The organism is Chitinophaga eiseniae (assembly GCF_900167135.1).
GTDB classification, from domain to species: Bacteria; Bacteroidota; Bacteroidia; order Chitinophagales; family Chitinophagaceae; genus Chitinophaga; species Chitinophaga eiseniae.
Window position 1 is genome coordinate 457506 of sequence record NZ_FUWZ01000003.1, and the last position, 21228, is coordinate 478733.

Annotated in this window: 14 protein-coding genes; 7 read left to right on the forward strand and 7 right to left on the reverse strand. The window is 52.2% G+C overall.

From position 1 onward, the window contains the following. Positions 1–117: 117 nt before the first annotated feature. The gene (locus B5D63_RS20850) at positions 118–504 is read right to left on the reverse strand and encodes a DUF3037 domain-containing protein (RefSeq protein ID WP_078670777.1); all 387 of its coding nucleotides are present in this window, start codon (positions 502–504) and stop codon (positions 118–120) included. Continuing rightward, positions 482–1285 carry a HipA family kinase gene (locus B5D63_RS20855; protein ID WP_078670778.1) on the reverse strand — a complete coding sequence of 268 codons (804 nt, stop codon included), beginning with the start codon at positions 1283–1285 and terminating at the stop codon, positions 482–484. Before B5D63_RS20855 ends, B5D63_RS20850 begins: the two co-directional genes overlap by 23 nt. Before the next feature lie 216 nt (positions 1286–1501). On the opposite strand from B5D63_RS20855, the gene B5D63_RS20860 reads away from it, so the two are divergent. The 6 genes from B5D63_RS20860 (at position 1502) to B5D63_RS20885 (ending at position 12550) form a co-directional block, all read left to right on the forward strand. Next, positions 1502–2071 carry an RNA polymerase sigma factor gene (locus B5D63_RS20860; protein WP_143313017.1) on the forward strand — a complete coding sequence of 190 codons (570 nt, stop codon included), beginning with the start codon at positions 1502–1504 and terminating at the stop codon, positions 2069–2071. Positions 2072–2210: 139 nt separating this feature from the next. Further along, entirely contained in the window at positions 2211–3404 is a 1194-nt protein-coding gene (locus tag B5D63_RS20865; protein WP_078670780.1) for a FecR family protein, read from the forward strand. A gap of 262 nt (positions 3405–3666) precedes the next feature. Continuing rightward, positions 3667–6945: a SusC/RagA family TonB-linked outer membrane protein gene (locus B5D63_RS20870; RefSeq protein WP_078670781.1), complete on the forward strand. Its 3279-nt coding sequence runs from the start codon at positions 3667–3669 to the stop codon at positions 6943–6945. Between the two features lie 30 nt (positions 6946–6975). Further along, entirely contained in the window at positions 6976–8610 is a 1635-nt protein-coding gene (locus tag B5D63_RS20875) for a SusD/RagB family nutrient-binding outer membrane lipoprotein (protein ID WP_078670782.1), read from the forward strand. A gap of 238 nt (positions 8611–8848) precedes the next feature. Further along, positions 8849–9796, forward strand: coding sequence for an endo-beta-N-acetylglucosaminidase H (locus tag B5D63_RS20880; protein WP_200817059.1), 948 nt, complete (start codon positions 8849–8851; stop codon positions 9794–9796). Positions 9797–10336: 540 nt separating this feature from the next. Next, positions 10337–12550 (forward strand): glycosyl hydrolase family 8, encoded by a 2214-nt coding sequence (locus tag B5D63_RS20885; RefSeq protein ID WP_078670783.1) that lies wholly within the window; start codon positions 10337–10339, stop codon positions 12548–12550. Between the two features lie 146 nt (positions 12551–12696). Here the strand turns inward: B5D63_RS20885 and B5D63_RS20890 are convergent, their stop codons facing one another. Next, positions 12697–14007, reverse strand: a complete 1311-nt coding sequence (locus B5D63_RS20890) for a PQQ-dependent sugar dehydrogenase (protein ID WP_078670784.1) — start codon at positions 14005–14007, stop codon at positions 12697–12699. 197 nt (positions 14008–14204) lie between these two features. On the opposite strand from B5D63_RS20890, the gene B5D63_RS20895 reads away from it, so the two are divergent. Next, a complete protein-coding gene (locus B5D63_RS20895; RefSeq protein WP_078670785.1) occupies positions 14205–14612 on the forward strand; it encodes a response regulator in 408 nt (135 codons plus the stop codon). On the opposite strand, the gene B5D63_RS20900 is transcribed toward B5D63_RS20895, so the two are convergent. The 4 genes from B5D63_RS20900 to B5D63_RS20915 form a co-directional block, all read right to left on the reverse strand. Further along, the gene (locus tag B5D63_RS20900; RefSeq protein ID WP_078670786.1) at positions 14605–15099 is read right to left on the reverse strand and encodes a DUF421 domain-containing protein; all 495 of its coding nucleotides are present in this window, start codon (positions 15097–15099) and stop codon (positions 14605–14607) included. The genes B5D63_RS20895 and B5D63_RS20900 overlap by 8 nt on opposite strands. Position 15100: 1 nt before the next feature. Then, positions 15101–15574 carry an inorganic diphosphatase gene (locus B5D63_RS20905; protein ID WP_143313018.1) on the reverse strand — a complete coding sequence of 158 codons (474 nt, stop codon included), beginning with the start codon at positions 15572–15574 and terminating at the stop codon, positions 15101–15103. Between the two features lie 98 nt (positions 15575–15672). Next, a complete protein-coding gene (locus B5D63_RS20910) occupies positions 15673–19869 on the reverse strand; it encodes a PAS domain S-box protein (protein WP_078670788.1) in 4197 nt (1398 codons plus the stop codon). A 73-nt stretch (positions 19870–19942) separates the two neighbouring features. Then, a complete protein-coding gene (locus B5D63_RS20915; protein ID WP_078670789.1) occupies positions 19943–21154 on the reverse strand; it encodes an MDR family MFS transporter in 1212 nt (403 codons plus the stop codon). Between the last annotated feature and the right edge of the window lie 74 nt (positions 21155–21228).

Below are 21228 nucleotides of genomic sequence, written 5' to 3' on the forward strand. Positions count from 1 at the left end.
GTACCGGGTTTAGCAAGATGGCAACAATAATCAGACCTGAATCAATTACGAATGGCGGGCTTCCTTACAGAACGGTTATTAATAGCCGTTTTCCCAAAAACATCTCCTGATTTGTAATTACAAGAGCACAAGTTGCTCGTACAGACGTTGCAGCGTAGCGGCCGCATCTGTACATAGTCCGCCGTGTGTTCTGGAAGTTTGTACGATGGTGCTCCGTGTGGCGGTAAGCCAGCGGAAACGGGAGGCGAGGTCCAGCATGCCAATAGGTCCGCCCTGCCGGCCGCCGTTACAGATTTTTTCGATGGCGCAGAAGTAAGCGGCCAGCTCTGAAATATCGATGACAGGGCAGAGCGCGCGCAAGCGGGTTTCATCCAGCGTATATCGCATCTGGAGGAATTTCTGTTTTTTACAGTAGAGCATAACACCTGCATTGAGAAACTCTTCCCGCTCTACCCGTGGCACTACGCGTATAACGGCGTACTCATATAAGTGTTGATCTTGCATATACTGCTTCTTTTACAAAAATTTCTGAAGAGGCTACCCGCCTGATTAAAAACTGTGCGTATACTTCGCGTCTTTCTGCAGGGGAAATGTCTTCATGGCCGGTCAGCCATTCTTCCGGCACGAGATCTACGATGGCGCGGATGCGCTCCGGTGTAAGTATAGCGCGGAAAGCGCTGTCCACTGCAGCTATCTGCGTAGCCTGCGGCAGCAATACATGGTCTTTTATTTTGGCGAAAGGCCGCGTGGCCTGTTCCTCCCAGTTGTCCCACGAATGATGGAAGTACAGTGATGCGCCGTGGTCTATCAGCCACAGTTCCTGATGCCACATCAGCATATTGGTGTTCCGTACGGTACGGTCCACATTGGTGAGCAGACAGTCAAGCCAAACGATCTTCGAGGCTAGGTTTTCATCGATGGTAGTCACTACCGGATCATAGGTAATGGCGCCGGAGAGGTAGTGCAGTGCAAGGTTCAGGCCTACGCTCGATTTGAGCAGGTCCTGTATTTCCTCGTCGCCTTCATTGCGGCCATAGTCCTGGTCCAGCGTGGCGAACACGATTTCCGGCACTTTAAGGCCCAGCGCCCGGGCTGTTTCTCCGCCGATCAATTCTGCGATCAGGGCTTTCACGCCCTGGCCGGCGCCTCTGAACTTGAGCACATACAGGAAACCGTCGTCGGCTTCTGTCAGCGCAGGCAGCGAACCGCCCTCCCGCAACGGGGTGACGTAGCGGGTTACCTGCACGGTCCTGAGTGGATATGGATGATTATTGATACCTGACATAATTGTTGTTATCCTGCTGTAAGGACGGCCCAAATTAGGTTATTTTTTCCAGAATCAGGTTCAGCGCGGCTTTTCAGGGCATCATCAAGGACCGGCCATGGTAAAGACGGCGGCCTGCCGCCCGGGAGGAAGTCGTCTGGTCCAAGGTCATGTCTCCCCCGAAGCGCCGATTCCGATTTGTTTCCTATATTTAGGCGGAAGAAAATCAGGTACATATTGTCAAGGTCATCTATCCCGGATGAAAGAGAGCAACTACTAGCGATAGCAGCAGGTAACGAGACCGCCTACACGCGCATGTTTAACACCTACAGCCAACAGGTGTTCAACGCTGCTATGCTGTATCTGAAAGACCCTGCAGCAGCCAGGGAAGTGGTACAGGAAATTTTTATGCGGGTATGGTTAAAGCGCGAAGCCCTGGACGCCATCGATGACTTCTCCGACTATCTCTTTATCCTGACCCGTAACCACATATATGACAGCTTCCGCAAGCAGCAGGTAAAACAAAAAGCCATGGCCTACCTCGGTATGCAGGAGCCTGGTTATGCCAACGACACAGACCATGTGGTACAGGACCACCAATACCAGCAGATATTGCATGACGCCATTGACTCTTTGCCGCCGGCGCGCAAAAAAATTTACCTCGCCCGCAAACAGGGACTGAGCAATGAAGAAATTTCCCATCAGCTGAATATCTCCGTTCACACCGTTAAAAAACAATTACAGCTGGCCCTCCGCTCTTTACGGTCAATTATCAAACAACAATTGCACAACTTCTGGTTTTTTTAAGTTAAAACAGATTGATTTTTAATAAGTTAACCCCACTCTATCTCCCGGACAAAAAAAATTTAAAAATTTTTTAACAGCGAATACTCCTTTTCTTTCCATCGTTCGTCTTTATAGCTGTCACCATTCTAAAGTCGCTATAATGACCGTCGCTGAAATCAGGCAACTACTGGATAAATATAAATCTCAGCCGCTGAGTCCGGATGAGCTGGCGCAATTGCAGGAAGCAGTTGCCAGCGGAGCATTTGAAGAGGAGATCAAGGCAGATATCCTGCATACACTGTATACCGGGTCAGCCCCCGAAGCCGAATGGCCGGCGGGGGAGAAAGAGGCGGTGTTACAACAGGTGTTGCAGGCAACACCGCTACAGCCAGTGCGCAATGCCATCCGCAAGCGCTGGATGTATGCCGCAGCGGCAGTACTGGCGGCGGGTATCATTACCAGTGGCGTATTCCTGATGCGCCGGCCGGCCACTCCTGCACCGGTGGCCGCCACCGTCAAACCCAATCCGTTGGCGCCCGGCGGCAACAAAGCGATGCTCATCCTGGCGGACAACAGTACCATTACGCTGGACAGCAGCAGCAACGGCGCACTGGCCGTACAGGGCAATACGCAGATCAGCAATACCAACGGGGCGCTGACCTACAAAGGCAACGGCAACAACAAACAACCACTTTATAATACGGTGGCTACGCCCAGGGGCGGTCAATACCAGCTTACCCTGGCCGATGGCAGTAAGATATGGCTCAATGCGGCCAGCAGCATCCGTTTCCCGGCAGCTTTCACCGGAAAAGAGCGGCTGGTGGAAGTGACAGGGGAAGTATATTTTGAAGTAAGTCAGAATGCCCATATGCCTTTCCACGTGAAAGTCAACACCCCGGGCATGGAAGAGATGACCGTTACCGTGCTGGGCACCAGCTTCAACGTGATGGCCTACGCCGATGAACAGGCCATCCGCACCACGCTGGTAGACGGCGCCGTACAGGTGGCCCGCGGCAACCAGCAAAGCCTGCTCCAACCGGGCTACCAGGCCGCCATCTCATCGAACGGCGGCACTTTTGAAACCAGCATGGCCGACGTGGAACAAGCCCTCGCCTGGAAAGAAGGCAAGTTCCGCTTCCGCAACACCAATATCCGCACCATCATGCGGCAGCTGGCCCGCTGGTACGACATAGAAGTGGCTTACGACGGGAACGTGTCCGACATCGACCTTACAGGGGTGATCTCCCGCCGGGAAGATGCTGGCGCCCTGCTCAAAGCCCTGGAAACGACCCAACGCGTCAAATTCACAGTGGAAGGGCATACCATCACCGCAAGACCGGTGACGCCCCACTAACACTTATACCTGTAGTAAAAATTATGTAACGTTTAAAAGATTTCATGGTATGAACACGTAATGAACAACATCAACCACCATTAGGGGTAGAAAAACCGGACTCCGATTGCAGTCAGAGCCCGGCAAAAAATGGCTACCCAATTTCACCTTGAGGATTAGAAACTGAATTTTTAAAAGCCACGAACACAAAAGTATGCAACAACTTACTACTGGCAAAGCCTGCCGGCCAGAACGGCCTTTGCTCCGAAAATTTCTGTTGGTTATGAAATTAACTGCCACCCTGCTATTGGCTGTCACCCTGCACCTGAGTGCTAAATCGTTTTCCCAAACGGTCACCCTTAAAGGGAAACGGTTAGCCTTGTACGACGTGTTCAATAACATCAGCAAACAAACCGGCTACGAGTTTGTGTATGATGAAAAGTTATTGCAAGGCTCCGGCCCTGTGAATATGAATGTCAACAACGCCCCGCTGACGGACGTGCTGGACAAATGCCTGAAAGGCAAACCCCTGGAATACTCGATCGTCAACAAGATCATCGTGATCAGCCCTAAACCGGTGCCTGAAAGCGTACTCCAGGCAGCGCCCATCAAAGGCACCGTTACCGGCGCCGATGGTAAACCGCTGTTCAACGTCAGCGTACAGGTAAAAGGCACCACCCGCGGCGCCATCACCAACGAACAAGGCGGCTTCTCCATCCAGGCCGACGCCAAAGAAATACTGGTGTTCAGCTCCATCGGCTATGAAACGAAAGAAATCACTGTAGGCAGCAATACCACGCTGGCGGTCGTGCTCAATATGTCCAACACCCAGCTGACCGGCGTTTTGGTGACTGCCCTCGGTATCAAACGCTCCGAGAAAGCCATCACCTATGCTATGCAGCAGGTGAGCGGCGGCGAGCTGACCAAAGCCAAAGACCCGAACCTGATCAATACCCTCAACGGTAAAGTAGCCGGCCTCTCTATCTCTCCCAGCGCCTCCGGCGTGGGCGGCTCGGCCAAAGTAGTATTGCGCGGTAACAAGTCCGGCATCGGTAACAACCAGGCACTGTACGTGATTGACGGGGTACCCATGAACAACGCCCTCACCAACCAGCCTACCAGCGCCTATGGCGGCAGCAACGCCTATGACGGCGGCGACCCTATCTCCAATATGAACCCGGAGGACATCGAAAGCATCTCCGTGCTGAAAGGCGCTTCCGCAGCGGCCCTCTACGGCAGCCAGGGCGCCAACGGCGTGATCCTCATCACTACCAAAAGCGGCAAAACCGGTAAAGCACAAATCAATTTCTCCTCCGGCGTAAACCTGGCACAGGCAGCCTACAAACCGGAATTCCAGAATAATTACGGCCAGGCCAATCCTACCTCCCCGCAAAGCTGGGGCCCCAAACTCAGCAGCCCGGCAGCCAACAATATGTCTTCTTTCTTCCAGACAGGTCAGACCTATACCAACGCCATCAGCCTGTCTGCCGGCACGGAACAACTGCAGACTTATTTCTCTTACGCCAATACCGCCGCTACCGGCATAGAGCCCGGCAACAAACTGGGCCGTCACAATATCAACTTCAAGGAAACAGGTCACTTCCTGAACAATAAACTCACTGCGGAAGCCGACGTGAATTACATGACCCAGAAGATCGACAATACGCCGCTCTCCGGGCTGTACTTAAATCCGCTCACCGGCTTATATCTCTTCCCCCGCGGTCAGGACATCCGGCCTTTCAAAGACCAGTTTGCCATACCCGACCCGTCCCGCAACTTCCTCCCTGTTCAGAACTGGGCCTACCTGGAAGACATCCAGCAGAACCCCTGGTGGATCACCAAACGCAATCCCAACACACTGAACAGAAACCGCCTGCTGCTCAACGCCAGCCTGAAATATGAAATCAATTCCTGGCTGAATGTACAGGCCCGCGGTAGTATTGACCGTATCAACGATGTATATGAGCAGAAAATGTATGCCGGCACCTATAAAGTACTGGCCCCTGCCAATGGCGTTTACAACTATAACAATGCCACTACTACCCAGCAGTACGGCGACCTGTTGCTGAATTATAACATACCTGTCGGCAAAGACTTCCGTCTTACCGGCGTATTAGGCGGAAGTCTCCGTGATGTGAAAACTACCGGTGTGAAATTCAATTCAGGCCAGGATGGCCTGAAAATCGCCAACGTGTTCAACATCCAGAACTTCAACACCATGAACGCGCTCAACTCCGGCACACTGCCGGAAAACCACGGCCAGTTCCAGTCCGCCTTCGGTAGCGCCAGCCTCTCCTTTAAAGAAATGGCTTACCTGGACGTGACTGCGCGTAACGACTGGTCTTCCAACCTCGCGTTTACACCGAACGGCTCCTACTTCTATCCTTCTGTAGGCCTCAACCTGATCCTGAGCCAGATGATGCAGCTGCCACAAGCTATCACCTTCCTCAAAGTAAGAGGCTCTTATGCAGAAGTAGGTAACTCCCCCGATCCTTACAAAAGCCACGTTGCAGACAACACTTTTGGCGTAGGTAGCGCCATCAGTAATGTACAGGCGCCTTTCACCGATCTGAAACCGGAGAAAACCAAATCACTGGAATTCGGTATGGAATGGCGTTTCTTCGATAACAGGCTGACGGCAGACGTTACCTATTATAAAACCAATACCCACAACCAGACGCTCAGTATCCAGTCACCACAGGCATCTTTCTATGATTTGTTCTACTTCAATGCGGGTAACATCCAGAACAAAGGTATCGAAGCCGTGTTCCGCTATGACGTGTTCCGCGGCGGTAAGTTCCAGTGGAATACCGGTATTAACTACTCTGTGAATGATAACCGTATCGTAGAACTGGCGGAAACCAATCCTGAGTTTGTACTAAGCGGTGCTTCCGGTGCTAACTTTGTGTCCAAATTCAAAGTAGGCGGTTCTTTCGGCGATATCTACGGTACCGTGCTGCAACGGGATGAACAGGGCCGTATTAAAATTGACGACAAAGGCAACCCTATCAAACAGGGCGGTGACTTTGTATACCTCGGCAACGCCAATCCAAAATGGCAACTGGGCTGGAACAACAATCTTTCTTATGGCGACTTCACCCTGTCTTTCCTGATCGATGGTAAATTCGGCGGCCAGGTAATGTCCGTGACCCAGTCCGTGATGGACCAGTACGGTGTGTCCAAAGCGACCGGCGATGCCCGCGACGCCGGCGGCGTTGTTGTCAATGCTGTTGGTCCCGACCAGAAAGCTGTTACCAGCGTAGACCCGCAGAAATGGTACGGTACCATCGGCGGCCGCGAAGCGGTATCCGGCGAATACATGTACAGCGCTACCGTGGTAAGGCTGCGCGAACTGTCACTCGGCTACACCGTTCCAGTGAAAAACAGCTGGATGAAAGCGCTGCGTTTCTCCCTCACCGGCCGCAACCTTATCTACTTCCATAAAAAAGCGCCATACGATCCGGAAATGACTATGTCTACCGCTAACGGCCTGTCCGGTGTAGACATCTTCATGCCGCCCGCTACCCGCAACTACGGCCTGACGCTGAACGCCACTTTCTAATCTATGCTTGTCCACCGTAAAACTGAAAACATGAAACGTATCAATATATTTTCCGGTAAACATCGCCTTCCGGCCATCGCAGCAGGACTGTTGCTGGCCATGAGCGCCTGCACCAAAAATTTTGAGCTGTACAATACCGATAACACCGGTATCCCCAACGGGATGCTGGAAGCGGACTTCAATAACCTCAGTTATCTGAAGACTGCCACCATGGCTATTTACAATTTCTCCGGCGGCGGCGATCCCAACTCTTTCCAGTTACAACAAAATCTCAATGCCGATTGCTTCTCCGGCTACATGGCCTCAGCCACCCCTTTCAACGGCGGCAGGAACAACCTGAGCTATTTCATGATGACCGGCTGGAATGGAGAAACCTTCAAGGCCGGTTACCTGAGCGTGATGGGACAACTGGCCAAGCTGCGGCAGTCCAACATCCCGAAGGATTTCCCGGCTGTGTGGGCCGTGGCCCAGATCGTACAGGTAACCGCAATGAGCCGCGTTACCGACGTATACGGCCCTATACCTTACAGCAAGGCCGGTACCAGCAAAACCAGCATCGATTATGACAGCCAGCAGGAAGTATATGCCCGCTTCTTCAAAGAGCTGGATACCGCTAATACTACGCTGCGCGATTTCATCGCCAGCGGCAAAACGCTGCCTTTCAAATTCGGCGACTTTGACCTGGTTTATAATTCCGATTTCACCAAATGGCTGCAGTTCAGCAACTCCCTGCGTTTACGTTTAGCCATGCACGTGATAAAGGCAGATCCCACGCTCGCCAAAACGGAAGCCGAAAAAGCCCTGGACCCTGCTAAAGGCGGTGTGATCACCAGCAACGACGGCAACATGACCGTAAGGATTCCCGGCGCCGGCTATACGAACCCGCTGGTGTTCATTGCGCAGAACTGGAACGATATCCAGATCAACGCTTCGCTGCAGTGCTACCTCACCGGCTATAAAGATCCGCGCCTGGGAAAATACATGTCTAAAGCAACAGATCCCGCCGTTGCCGGAAAATACGTAGGCATCCGCCTGGGCAGCATCACCAGCTCCAATTCCAAAAGCGATTATGTGGAGTATTCCGGTATCAACTACAAAGACAATGTTTTCACCCTCAATACACCGGTACAGCTGATGACCGCCGCGGAAGTATACTTTCTGCGTGCAGAAGCGGCGCTGAACAATTTCGCCAATGCCGGTGGTACCGTACAGTCGCTGTATGAGCAGGGTATCAACACTTCCCTTGAACAGTGGCATGTGGCAGACGCCAACTATGTGAACAACAGCGTGAACACACCGGATAAATATGTGGACCCGAAAAATGCGCAGAACAACATCGACACGCCTACCCATATCACCGTGAAGTGGGTGGAAAGTGCCACCCCCGCCCAGAAACAGGAACGTATCAGCACCCAGAAATGGCTGGCCATGTTCCCCGAAGGACAGGAAGCATGGACCGAGTTCCGCCGCACCGGTTACCCTAAACTGTTCCCGGTAGTGAACAATAACAGCGGTAATACCATCAACTCCGCCCTGCAGGTAAGAAGACTGCCCTTCCCGCAGAATGAATACAATACCAACAACGCGGCGGTCACCAAAGCCATCGGTTTGCTCAGCAAGCCGGAGGACAACGGCGGCACCCCGCTCTGGTGGGACAAACGCTGACGTGACAAGTGACGTGGTAATGATATAGCAGGATAACAGTGTAGTTTGGTCATGATATAATCATCATCGTACAATCTAAAAATTTGATGCTCCTGATGAGCAAAGCGCATTCATACAAAAAAGCATTTTCTGCTTAGCGCCGGACCTGTTCCGCGCCCGCCCCTTTTATGATCCGCGCAGCTCACTGCTCATCAGGAGCATCAGTTATCATCATATCAATCACCGTTAAAATTTACGTATGAAAAAACAATTCCGCGTATGGTCATCCATCCTGGTGCTGACCTCCTGTTCAACCCTTCTGTTTATGGCTTCCTGCAAAAAAGACGGAGCCTCGCCCGACAACCCGCAAACCAAATCTGAACCCAAGGTGGAAACCGTTACCAAAGCAGGTGGTAAATCTGTTTGTTATGTTGAAGTCAACAGCAACAGCCTCCTGAATACCGGCAAGTACACCCTGACCACCGGCGGTCAACAACTATTTGACATCGCCATCATTTTCGCAGCGAACATCAATTACAACACCACCACCGGTAAAGCCGTATTGTACAACAATCCGAACGTGACCAATGTGCTGGTGAACAAAAACACGCAGATTGTGCCGCTGCAAAACAAAGGCATGAAAGTTTTATTATCTATCCTTGGAAACCATCAGGGCGCCGGCTTCTGTAACTTCACCAGCCGTGCCGCTGCCAAAGCCTTCGCCCAGCAGCTGGCTGATACCGCCAACTACTACGGGCTGGATGGTATTGATTTCGACGATGAATATGCCGACTATGGTAACAATGGCCTGCCACAACCCAATGACAGCTCTTTTGTCATGCTCCTCGATGAGCTGCGAAAGCTCATGCCCACCAAAATAATATCGTTCTATTATTATGGACCGGCAGCTTCCCGTTTGTCCTGGGGTGGCAAAAAAGCAGGCGACTTTGTTAACTACAGCTGGAATGCCATCTACGGCTCTTATGCTGTGCCTAATGTGGCCGGCCTGCCCAAGTCCAACCTCGGACCGGCAGCCGTTAATATTCAAAGTACCAGCCAAAGCACTGCCAACTCACTGGCCACCCAAACGAAAAACAACGGTTATGGTATTTACCTGTGGTATAACCTTACCAGCACCGACAAACATGTGTATTTCTCCGGTGTGTCCAACATCCTTTATGGCAGCAGCGTAACGTATACGCCCTGATGCACCCGGGCTAAAGCCCCGGGCTCCTGTTTACAATCTGTCTTGAGAGAACGGGTTGACCAATATTGGTCAGCCCCTTTTCTTTCCGCCATCTTTTTCAGAGGCCGTTCACACCTAAAATATTTTTCCGCATAACCAGGTCATTATCAGCCCCATCCAACTGAAAGCCGCATTATTTCTATCTTTCACTTAACAAATTCAAAAAAAATCACTTATTTTCGAAGTAGAGTGCAAACGATTGCATTCAAACAGGAAGCCAGCGAAAGGAAATAACCATACGGAACGATCGCACCAACGCAGCCACTGTAAGCAGAGAGCAGCAAACCCAACGAAGACCTATTGCAGCGGAGCGAACAACGAGCCTGAAACGGAGCCGACGCGGCGCCTGAAAAACAAACGAAGACCTACTGTACCGAAACGGAGACGATGACTGTTAAAACCCGGGAATACCTGTAGCAAACGGAGACCACGTGCCCGGACACTTAGACAAACGGAAACAAAACCTACATCTTTAATAATTCACCCCTAAAACAAACCCTTATGATTAAACATTTATTGTTTTTGTTGGCCGGTTTGCTGAACATAGCCGGTTTTTGCGTGCAGGCGCAGAACAAGCCTTTCCCGCAAGCCATCAGCTATCCCAACTGTATCAAGCCCAACAACGTTACCCAGGCTGCCATGAACGCCAGCGTGGCCAGCTATTACGATTACTGGAAAGGCGCCTATCTGAAGAACAACCTGACTTCACTACCGGGCGGCTACTATGTAAAAGGCGAAATTACCGGTAACCCCGACGGTTACAAAGCACTCGGTTCTTCCGAAGGACAAGGGTACGGAATGGTGATCGTGGCCCTGATGGCCGGCCATGACCCCAACGCCCAAACGATTTTTAACGGCTTGTTCAAAACTGCCCGGGCTTTTCACAGCGCTGAAAATCCCAAGCTGATGGGCTGGGTGGTAGCCGATGCCGCCAGCGCGCAGGGACATTTTGGCTCCGCCACCGACGGCGATATGGACATCGCCTACGCACTGATCCTCGCCCACTACCAGTGGGGCTCCAACGGCGCTATCAACTATCTCGCCGAAGCCAAAGACATGATCAACAACGGCCTGAAAGTGAGCTACGTGACCAACAGCAAACGGCTCAGTCTCAGTGACTCCGACTCCAAATCCACGCTCGATACCCGTCCGTCTGACTGGATGATGGACCACATGCGGGCCTTCTACCAGGAAACCGGCGACGCCACCTGGAACACCGTGATCAACACACTTTACGGTGTATATTCCCAGTTCTCCGCCACTTACACGCCCACCACCGGCCTTATCTCCGACTTTGTGGTGAAGAACCCGCCGGAGCCCTGTCCTCCCGGCTTCCTCGACGAATATGACGAAACCAACGAATACAACTACAACGCCTGCCGCGTACCGCTCCGCATGGTAATGGACTACGCCATGCACGGCAGCAGCAACGCCCTGACCATCACCAACAAAATGGTGAACTGGGTGAAAACCAAAACCAACAACAACCCTACTGCTATCGTGGATGGCTATAAACTGAACGGCAGTAACCGCGGCTCCAATCAGGAAGCTGTATTCATCGGACCTTTCGTGGCCGCCTCCGTTGTCAGCAGCAATAACCAGGCTTTCCTCAATGCTGGCTGGAACTGGTTAAAGTCCGCCAAAAGCGGCTACTACAGCGACTCCTATGGCCTGCTTTGCCAGCTCTTTATCTCCGGCAACTGGTGGATACCCGGCAATTCCGGCCCGGTGAACCAACCTCCTACCGTGAGCATCACTGCACCGGCTAACAATACCGGCTATACGGCGCCTGCCAGTGTAACCATCAACGTTACTGCCGCCGACAGCGACGGCACCGTGAAAAAAGTGGAATTCTTCAACGGCAGCACCAAACTCGGAGAAGACACCACCAGCCCCTATTCCTATACCTGGAGCAACGTGGCTGCCGGCAACTACAGCCTCACCGCCAAAGCCACCGACAACGGCAACAGCAGCACTACCTCTTCCGCTGTTAATATCACCGTAGCCGCCACTCCTGGTTGCAACCCGGTAGAAGCCAGCGGCGATGACGGCAACGTGCCCGCCAACGTACTGGACAACGATTTCAATACCCGCTGGTCTGCCAGCGGTGAACAATATATCCAGTTCTGCCTCGGCACTGCCCAAACCGTCACCGGCGTAGACATCGCCTTCTTTAAAGGCGATGCCCGCAGAGCAAAATTCGATATCCTCGTCAGCAACAACGGTACCAGCTGGACAACCGTAGCCGCCAATAAACTGAGCAGCGGTACTTCCACCGCCTTCGAAGCATTTAACTTCACGGCAGTAACGGCCAAGTATGTACGAATTGCGGGACATGGCAACGATGTCAATGCATGGAACAGCTACACCGAAGTGAAGATCAAAACACAAACAGCGTTGGCCCGCGCAGCTTCCGCCACTTTCAACCCGGTAAACGATGCGCCGTCCAAAGCCGGTAAACTCAATGTAGACGCCTATCCTATCCCCTTCCGGGAAGACCTGCGCGTAACTTACACCCTTGAAAAAGCCGGCGTCGCCAGCCTCATTGTGTATAACCTTGCCGGTCAACCGGTAGCGGTGCTGGTCAACGGCCAGCAGGCCGCCGGTACCCACCAGGCTACCTTCCACGGCGGTAAACACGCTGCCGGCGTCTATATCATCAAACTGGTCCAGGAAGGCAGTGCAACGGTTAAAAGAGTGGTGAAAGAACAATAATCATTTAGGGATTTTTTGATTTACGAATTTTTTGATTTTGTTTTTTGATAAAAGAGAAGGTCGAAGCGAGCAATAAAAGATTCGTTTGGGTCTTCTTTTTATCCCCAAAATCAAAAAATTCGTAAATCAAAAAATCCCTAAATTTTTCACCGGTCACGGTGTACCCGCCAGATCACATTATTGACATCATCGGTGATCAGCAGATCTCCGTTGGCCAGTTCAGCAATCCCTACCGGGCGGCCATAGACCTCACTTTGCGTCTGATCCGCCACAAAACCGGTCAGGAAATCTTCCGGTGGACCGGCAGGACTGCCGTTACGGAAGGGTATAAAGATGACCTTGTAACCGGAAATAACAGAGCGGTTCCACGAGCCATGCTGTGTGATAAACGCTCCCTGGCGATACCTGGGAGGAAATGTCCGGCCCCGGTAGAATAGCAGCCCCAGCGAGGCCGTATGGTTACCCAGCGGCACATCCGGCGTAATTACCTGCTGCTTTGGCGCCAGCGCCATCTCTTTTTCCATGCGCGGGTCCGGATGCGCGCCGTAATAATAAAAAGGCCAGCCATAGAAACCACCTTCTTTCACGGCCGTCAGATAATCCGGCACCAGCTCGTCTCCCAGCCCGTCACGCTCGTTGACCGCCACCCACAGCTGCTGCAAGCCCGGCGCCCAGTCCATCCCCACAGGATTTCGCAGCCCCGAGGCATAGACGCGTTCTCCACTCCCATCCATATTCACTTCGAGGATATTGGCCCTGCGGACTTCATTGCCGAATCCCTTTTCCGCCACATTACTGCCCGATCCTACGCCGATGTACAGCTTCTTTCCTGAAGGGTCCGGCAGCAAGGTGCGGGTCCAGTGCTGGTTATGCTCTCCCGCAGGCAGCCGCAGCAGCTGCATACCACTGCCATGGATAGCCGTGTCGCCGGCGCGATAGGGAAAACGCATTAAACCATCGGTATTGCCTACATAAAAATGATTTCCGGATATGAGCATCCCGAAGGGCTGGTTGAGGTCTTTCCTGAACACGTAATGCCGTTCAGCATAACCGTCTTTATTCCCGTCCCGCAGGAGGGTGATGCGGTTAGCGCTTTCACCGTAATGTTGTGTTTTTATCTTGCGGGAAATTTTAGCCCCGACTTTTTTGACGCCTTTCAGCAGCGTATTGGATTCCGCAACAAACACATCCCCGTTATCGCCGACATACAGCCAGCGGGGGTGGTCCAGCCCGTCGGCGAATTTCGTGACGGTAAAACCGGCCGGTGCTACCGGTGTGCGGCCATTGGGCCATCCGACCACCCTGCTGTAGTTGGTGACGGAAGGGGTAGCGTAAGGGGCCGCCAAAGAATCGGCCTGATAACCTTTGGTGGTCGCAGAGCCACCGTAAGAGGCCGGGGTTATTTTTGCTGCGTGACAGGCTGTTAACAGCATCAGCAGGCCATAAAAGATCTTCATAAGACATGATTTACAGGATTCCTGATTATCCCTGCAAATACAACTCCAACCGGCTTTAGCCGTCACAAGAATATATTAATTATATTATTATTTGATTTTATCTTTTTAATGACCGATATTTATAAATCTATGAAAACATCAAATTGAGAAATTTAGCTTGGAATTTTTCATTTGTAAACCTGATTTAACCATATTATATGAAGCCACACACCGTCCTGGTCATCGATGACGACGCTGATGACAGGATTTTCTTTAGTGAAGCCATAAAAAAAGTCTCACCCGATGTGGAGACCCACTACTGCGAAAGTGGTATCCAGGCTATCGATTTGCTTTTCACCAAAAAACTTGTTGATCCGGATTATATTTTTCTGGACATGAACATGCCCATGATGAATGGCAAGGAATGTTTGCTCGAGTTGGGGAAACTCATTCACAGAAGCATCACCAAAGTAGTGGTCCTCAGTACTTCCGACATGGTGGAAGATGTACAGGAATCCATGGCGCTGGGCGCCCGCCTCTTCCTCACCAAACCGGATTCCTTTGATGCCCTTTGCCGTATTTTGAAAGATGTGCTGGAAGAAAAATGGCAGAAATGCTTCAGATAATCTTCTTCAGCAAAAAACTGATCCTTCCGTTGGTCTCCATATAAGCCTTCTCTATCTTTTCCAGTGAATCCTGTTTTGTTTCTAACCGGAGACTTTCCATCAGATCTGATTTACTTAAAGAAGCCACCTTCATATTGTCCCAGTGAATCTGTCCGTTTTCGCAGAGTAGTAAATGTTTTCCTTTTATGACGTCATTGACGGTGTCATTGGCGGCGCATAACCATGCCACCAGCCGGTTTACCAGCACCATGGTAGCCGATGCCGCTACGGTGGACCAGAAGGGAGATGCACCAATCACCCCTCTTGCCAGGATAGCGCCCAGCATAATAATGATGATCGTATCGAAGGCTGAACGTTTGCCAAAAATACGCATGCCGCCCAGCCGTATCAGGACCAGGGCGATGAAAAACATGGAAAGGGCGCGTACAGACATCTGCAGAAGGTCCAGTTGCTCTCCGTCACCCCAAAAGACAGCAGCAATATCCATATCAAACGAATTTTATCTGCTCGTAGGCAGGGGCGGCATCCAGGTAACCGACGGGCTTAAACGACCTTCCCTCCAGTCCGTGGTAAGCCATAAAGAAACCCTCCAATTCCCGCACCAGTTTATCCGGCACCACATCCAGCTCCTTATACACGCGTGACAGGAAGGGCACCGCAATGTACCTGTCCCAGCGAACCTGTACGCCGTCAGGTTCATGAACAATCGCTTTAATAGCACCGATTAACCGGCATTTAATCATACAGCCGGTAAATGTTTTAAATTCAGACAGCACCATGACATCGAACGGGTTTCCATCTTCCGCCCTAGTTCCCGGAATAAAGCCCATATCAAACGGAAACATCATGCCCGCAGGCAATGACTGGCTCATTACAAAGAAGCGCGACACGGGGTCGAAATCATATTTTTCACTGCTCCCTTTGGGTGTTTCAATCACCACATGCAGCTCTTTTATAATCATGAATACGCAATTAACCTGGTCAACGATAAAAGAGATAAATAGGCGGACAGCTGCATCGATCAAAAAAAATACCAATCGAAGGAGTCTGGGTTAATTATTTACATGGCAGGTAGAACAACGTTAAAGACGGCGCCTTCACCTAAAACGCCCTGCGCACGGATACATCCCTTGTGGTTAAGGGCGATCTTGCTGCACAGCGCCAGTCCTATGCCGGTGCCTTCATAAGCTGTACGGTTATTGAGCCGCTGAAAGATCTGGAAAATCTTGTTTTCATATACCTGGTTAAAACCGATACCATTATCTTTTACAGAGATTTCATAATAACTGCGGTTGACATCTAGTTCAGGATAGGTCTCAAAATCTTCCGGTGTGAGCAGCCGCGCGCTGACGCTTATTTCCGGCTCACGGTCTTCAGCCGTGAACTTCAGCGCATTACCCAGCAGGTTGTACAGCAGCTGGTTCATCTGCAAAGGCACCGCCGGTATGGTTGGCAACGGATCAACGGTCACCATCGCTTTTTTCTGTCCTACCGTTACTTCGAAATCGTTCAGCACATGCGTCATCACCTCGTTGAGGTCAGTAGGCACAAACGGATCGTCTGTGCGATTGAGCCGGGAGAAGTTGAGCAGATCATGGATCAGCTGCGACATCCGCCTGGCGCTGATCATCATCTTTTCGATGTATACCTTGCCGGTATCGCTGAGCATATCCTGCTTTGAATCGCAAAGCAGGCCGGCGAAGGTATGTATTTTACGCAGCGGCTCCTGCAGGTCATGGCTGGTCACAAAGGCGAACTGTTCGAGTTCCTTGTTAGACTTTTCCAGGTAGTAATTGGCTTCTGTCAACTCAAGTGTGCGTTGTGCCACTATTTCCTCCATTTCCTGCGCCACCTGCATGTACCGGGCTTCGCTTTCCCGGAGGGCGGAGAACAGTTTTTTCTGTTCAGTGATATCGCGTGCAATTTTAGAAGCACCTACAATACGGCCCCTGGCATCTCTCAGCGGAGATACGGTCAGGGAAATATCCAGCAGCCGGCCATCTTTGGTTCTCCGTTTGGTTTCAAAGTGATCGACCACGATGCCTCTTCTTAAACGGTCGATAATTTCCGCTTCTTCTGATGCGCGGTCTTCTGGTATCAGTATCATGATTGGCTGTCCGATCGCCTCCGCACTGGTGTAACCGAAAAGTTTTTCCGCGCCGGGGTTCCAGCTGGTAATCGTACCATCGAGCGTTTTACTGACGATGGCATCATCCGAGCCTTCCACAATAGCCGCCAGCCGGGCCATATGTATCTGGGCGGCCCTTAATTCGGTAATATCGATCAGCATGTTAACGGCGCCGGTTACACGCCCCTGTTCATCGAAGATAGGGTCGGGATAAGGCTGCACATGCCGACGCGTCCCGTCCGGTCTTTCCACCACGATCTCCTTGTCCCGGACCGCTTCTCCCGTCAGCAGCGCCTGCGCCATGGGGCAGGTTTCCAGCGGAACAGGTGTTTTGCCATCCACTTCAAATATCTTCCAGGAACCGCACCAGAGATCTTTTCCGGCAACGGGCGTGCGGCCCCACAAAGCCACAGCGGCCTCATTATACCAGAGGATACGACCTTCGGCATCGCAGGTATAGATAGCAGCCGGCAACCCCTGTAAAAGATGACGGTAGTATTTTTCGCTGTTTTCCACCCGTCGCAATGCGTTGACGGTGTCTGTCACATCCACCGCTACCATCATGATACCTGTAATGCCTCCATTGTAACTACGAACGGGATGCAGCACATAATTAAAATATTGTTTGACGGAACTACGCTGACGGATAAACGTTAATTCCTGCGCATGTGCTTCGTAAGGCTCACCGGTTTGCAATACGGTGTCCAGCAGTTCCCGGTACCCGTTGGTATGCAGTACCGGCGCAATGTCCAGCAGTGACTTACCCATAAGTTCCTGCTCCTCCATGCCTACCGTCTCCAGGTAGCGGCTGTTGGCCAGTTCCACAACATGGTCGGGACCATGCAACAGCAGGATGGCCACCGGCGCCTGACGGAACAGGTCACGCAGTTGGCTGGCCGCATGATTACGGGCCCTGGCGGTATTGATATTGGCATCTACCCTGGACATCAGCTCACGGGACGAGAACGGTTTGGCCAGGTAATCGTCTGCGCCGGCAGCCAGCCCTTCTACCGTAGCTTCTTCGCCGGCACGGGCAGACAGCAGCAGCACGGGCAGGTGCATGGTGACCGGGTTCTGTTTCAATAGCTTCACCAAAGCAAAACCGTCCACCAGCGGCATCATCACATCGCTGATCACAAGGTCCGGCGGGCGGCGGGCAATAGCCTCCAGTGCGGCAGCGCCATCTCTGACGGTCATCACTTCAAAATGCTCGCCCAGCAGTTTCCGGATATATTCCCGCATGTCTGCATTATCATCTGCCAACAGCACGTATGGCCGGCTCTCTTCAGACGCGGTTGTTTTAGCATGGACCGGATCGTCCCAGCGGGAAGCCTCTTCCACAAAGGCGTAACGGCTTTCCGTAGCAGCCTGGCTGTTGGTGTGTACTACTTTATCGGCAGGCAGATGAGCATAGCCCAGCGGCAGGCTGACCGTAAATACCGTCCCCTCGCCTTCCCGGCTGTTGACCTGTATCGTGCCGCCGTGGAGCTTTACCAGCTCGTTGATCAGCGACAGCCCTATGCCGGTGCCTTCCTGGCTACGGCCGTTTTTATTGTGTACCCGGTGAAAACGCTGGAACATGTGCGGCAGTTCCTGCGCAGGAATACCCACACCGGTATCTTCTACAGCCAGCTCCACCCGGTCTGCATACTCGCGCAGGCTGATGGTGATCCGTCCTTCCAGGGTATATTTAAAAGCATTGGAGACGAGGTTCAGCACTATTTTCTCCCACATGTCCCTGTCCACATATACAGGTTGGGAAAGATGTTCATAATCTGTCACCAACGTTATCCCTCCTTTTTTGATGGCAGGCTCGAAGTTGCTCACCAGGTCGCGGGTGAGGGCCACCATATCCACGGGGCCGTAACTGGCCTGCATCCTGCCGGCTTCGATACTGGAGAAATCCAGCAGGGAATTGACAAGTTTCAGCAGCCGCCGCGTATTGCGTTGTGCCAGCTGCAGCTCTTCCTTCATACCTTCCGGCAACTCGCCTGCACGGACCAACATATCTTCCAGAGGTCCCAGCATAAGCGATAGCGGCGTCCGGAATTCATGGCTGATGTTACTGAAGAAAATGGTTTTGGCCCGGTCTATCTCCATCAGCGAATTCACGCGCTGCTGTTCTTCCTCATACGCTTTGGTACTGGCAATGGTCCCACCGATATGATCGGCCACCAGCTGAAAGAAGGCGAGATATTTTTCATCGGGTTCCCGGTGCGGGTTCAGACCGATGATCAGCACGCCGTAGGGCGCGCCGGAGTTGTTGTGCTGCACAGGCAGCACCAACGCCCTGCCCGGGGACAGCTTCCAGACACCTGACGGCAACGGACCGGCCTTCCGCTCCAGCTGTTCTATCAACAGCGGGCTGTTGCGCCGGAGTACATCGGCCAGCGGCCAAACCAGCGTATTATCGTCCGTGTTGACCTCCCGGGGGAATATATTCTCCGGCAAATCATGGACCGTATATCCCTTCAGATGAGGAAGGTCATGATCGATGGCGTAGAAAAAGGCGAAAGGGAAATCGTATTCGTTCTCCTGCAAGGCAAGCAGGCTGTTGATATACACGTCCTGTACCCGTTTGCTGTTGAGGTTATACCGCGCCAGATCTTTGAGTGTGCGCATCTGCCGGGCAGATACAATACGGTCGGTATCGTCGGTATTGGCACAGAGAATCCCCTGCGGCACGCCGTTGTCGTCGGGAATGGGGCTGTACGAAAACGTGTAGTAGGTTTCTTCCGGGTAACCGTTGCGTTCCATGATCAGCAACATGGCTTCGTCGTAGGTGCCTTCATTATTGTGCAGGCATTGCTCCACGCGCGGTGCAATGTGGTCCCATATCTCGGTCCATACCGTATGGGCCGGTTGTCCCAGGGAGGCCGGATGTTTGCCGCCAACGATGGCGCGGTAAGCGTCGTTGTAAAAATTGAGCAGCTCAGGTCCCCACCATACGAACATGGGCTGACTGGAAGTGAGGATGATCCTCAAACAGGTTTTCAAGCTCTGTGGCCACCCATCTACCGGACCTATCGATGTCGTTTCCCAGGGATAGTTCCGGATCAGCGCACCCATTTCTCCGCCACCGGCAAGAAAAGGATACCTGTCCGCATTAACTGTATCAACAATGGCCATCAGCGATATTTCATTTAAATCCGCTATAAATATAAGGATTTAAATGGTCCTGCTCACACGAAATGGTTATGGATCAAGCTGCCACGGCCTTTTTCAGGGAAAGGCGCCACAGCCCCACCGCGCAGATGATACAAACGACCACCAATATAGACCACAGCATGCCAAAACCCCAACGCTCCGCCACCAGGGCGCCGCCGCCAGGGCCTACCACCTGCGCTACCGACCAGGTCAGCGCATAGGCTGCCGCATAACGGCCCCTGTTCGTATCGTTGGAGCGTCCCATGATCACCGCGTTGATAAAGGGAAACGCCATCATCTCCCCCACGGTGAAAAATACCACTCCCATGAAAGCCAGTACAATCGGCACTACCGGGGGAACAATGAAAAAAAGATAACCGGCGGCCGTTACCACCACGCCGCCAATAATATAGTACATGGATGATTTACGGCTCTCCCAGCGTCTTACCAGCACCATTTCAAACAACGCGATAATGACGCCGTTTACGCCCAGCAGCAGCCCGATCACCGATTCATTGATATGCCAGTCGTCTTTCCAGTAAATAGGTACCAGCCGGAAAATGAGCCCGAAAGAAGCGGTATACACCGTTACCCAGATGAGGAACCGGAACAGGAAAGGATCTTTCCAGATAGGCAGATCGCGGGCGATACCGCTGACAGCGGATTTACGCGGTGCACCTTTATAGGTGGGCAACAAAAAGAAGATTAACAGGCCAACGGTGATGTATACACCACCTTCCACCCAAAACAGCAGGTGATAGTTGATCGCCGCCAGGATGCCGCCGAGGGAACTGCCCAACGCCCAGCCCAGGTTCATGGCAAAACGGTTGAGCGAATAGGAACGGGTCAGGTTCTCCGGCTTGGAATAAGCAGCGATAGCCGCCCCGTTGGCCGGCCGGAAGGCTTCCGCCACAAAGCTCAGGATGACTGTCATCACACACAGCGCGGGGAAATAGGTGATATAACCGAAGGCGATGAACAGCCCACCGCCGGCGATAGAAGTAAAAATCTGAACGGCCCGGAAGCCCAGTTTATCAATAAAATAACCACTGGCCAGTGATCCCAGTACAGCGCCTACACCAAATAATGTGATGATGAGGCCGGCGTCGGCAATGTCCCGGTGCAGGTTTTTCGTGAGGTAGATGCTCAGAAACGGCGCCACCATGGTGCCCGTACGGTTAATCAATATCACCAGGCTCAGCAACCATGTTTCCCTGCTCAGGCCACTGAAGGAAGACCGGTAGGTCTGCGTAATCTTCGCTATCATTCTCCTTTCGTTGTTTCTTTAAAGTTATTCGTCGGACCTTTTAAAAATATGGTACGCTTTTTAGTATGTAAATT

Bases quoted from the DNA above. Each gene is read 5' to 3' on its own strand.
- B5D63_RS20850 (WP_078670777.1), bottom strand. From the start codon at position 504: ATGCAAGATCAACACTTATATGAGTACGCCGTTATACGCGTAGTGCCA.
- B5D63_RS20855 (WP_078670778.1), bottom strand. From the start codon at position 1,285: ATGTCAGGTATCAATAATCATCCATATCCACTCAGGACCGTGCAGGTA.
- B5D63_RS20865 (WP_078670780.1), top strand. From the start codon at position 2,211: ATGACCGTCGCTGAAATCAGGCAACTACTGGATAAATATAAATCTCAG.
- B5D63_RS20870 (WP_078670781.1), top strand. From the start codon at position 3,667: ATGAAATTAACTGCCACCCTGCTATTGGCTGTCACCCTGCACCTGAGT.
- B5D63_RS20875 (WP_078670782.1), top strand. From the start codon at position 6,976: ATGAAACGTATCAATATATTTTCCGGTAAACATCGCCTTCCGGCCATC.
- B5D63_RS20880 (WP_200817059.1), top strand. From the start codon at position 8,849: ATGAAAAAACAATTCCGCGTATGGTCATCCATCCTGGTGCTGACCTCC.
- B5D63_RS20885 (WP_078670783.1), top strand. From the start codon at position 10,337: ATGATTAAACATTTATTGTTTTTGTTGGCCGGTTTGCTGAACATAGCC.
- B5D63_RS20890 (WP_078670784.1), bottom strand. From the start codon at position 14,007: ATGAAGATCTTTTATGGCCTGCTGATGCTGTTAACAGCCTGTCACGCA.
- B5D63_RS20895 (WP_078670785.1), top strand. From the start codon at position 14,205: ATGAAGCCACACACCGTCCTGGTCATCGATGACGACGCTGATGACAGG.
- B5D63_RS20900 (WP_078670786.1), bottom strand. From the start codon at position 15,099: ATGGATATTGCTGCTGTCTTTTGGGGTGACGGAGAGCAACTGGACCTT.
- B5D63_RS20905 (WP_143313018.1), bottom strand. From the start codon at position 15,574: ATGATTATAAAAGAGCTGCATGTGGTGATTGAAACACCCAAAGGGAGC.
- B5D63_RS20910 (WP_078670788.1), bottom strand. From the start codon at position 19,869: ATGGCCATTGTTGATACAGTTAATGCGGACAGGTATCCTTTTCTTGCC.
- B5D63_RS20915 (WP_078670789.1), bottom strand. From the start codon at position 21,154: ATGATAGCGAAGATTACGCAGACCTACCGGTCTTCCTTCAGTGGCCTG.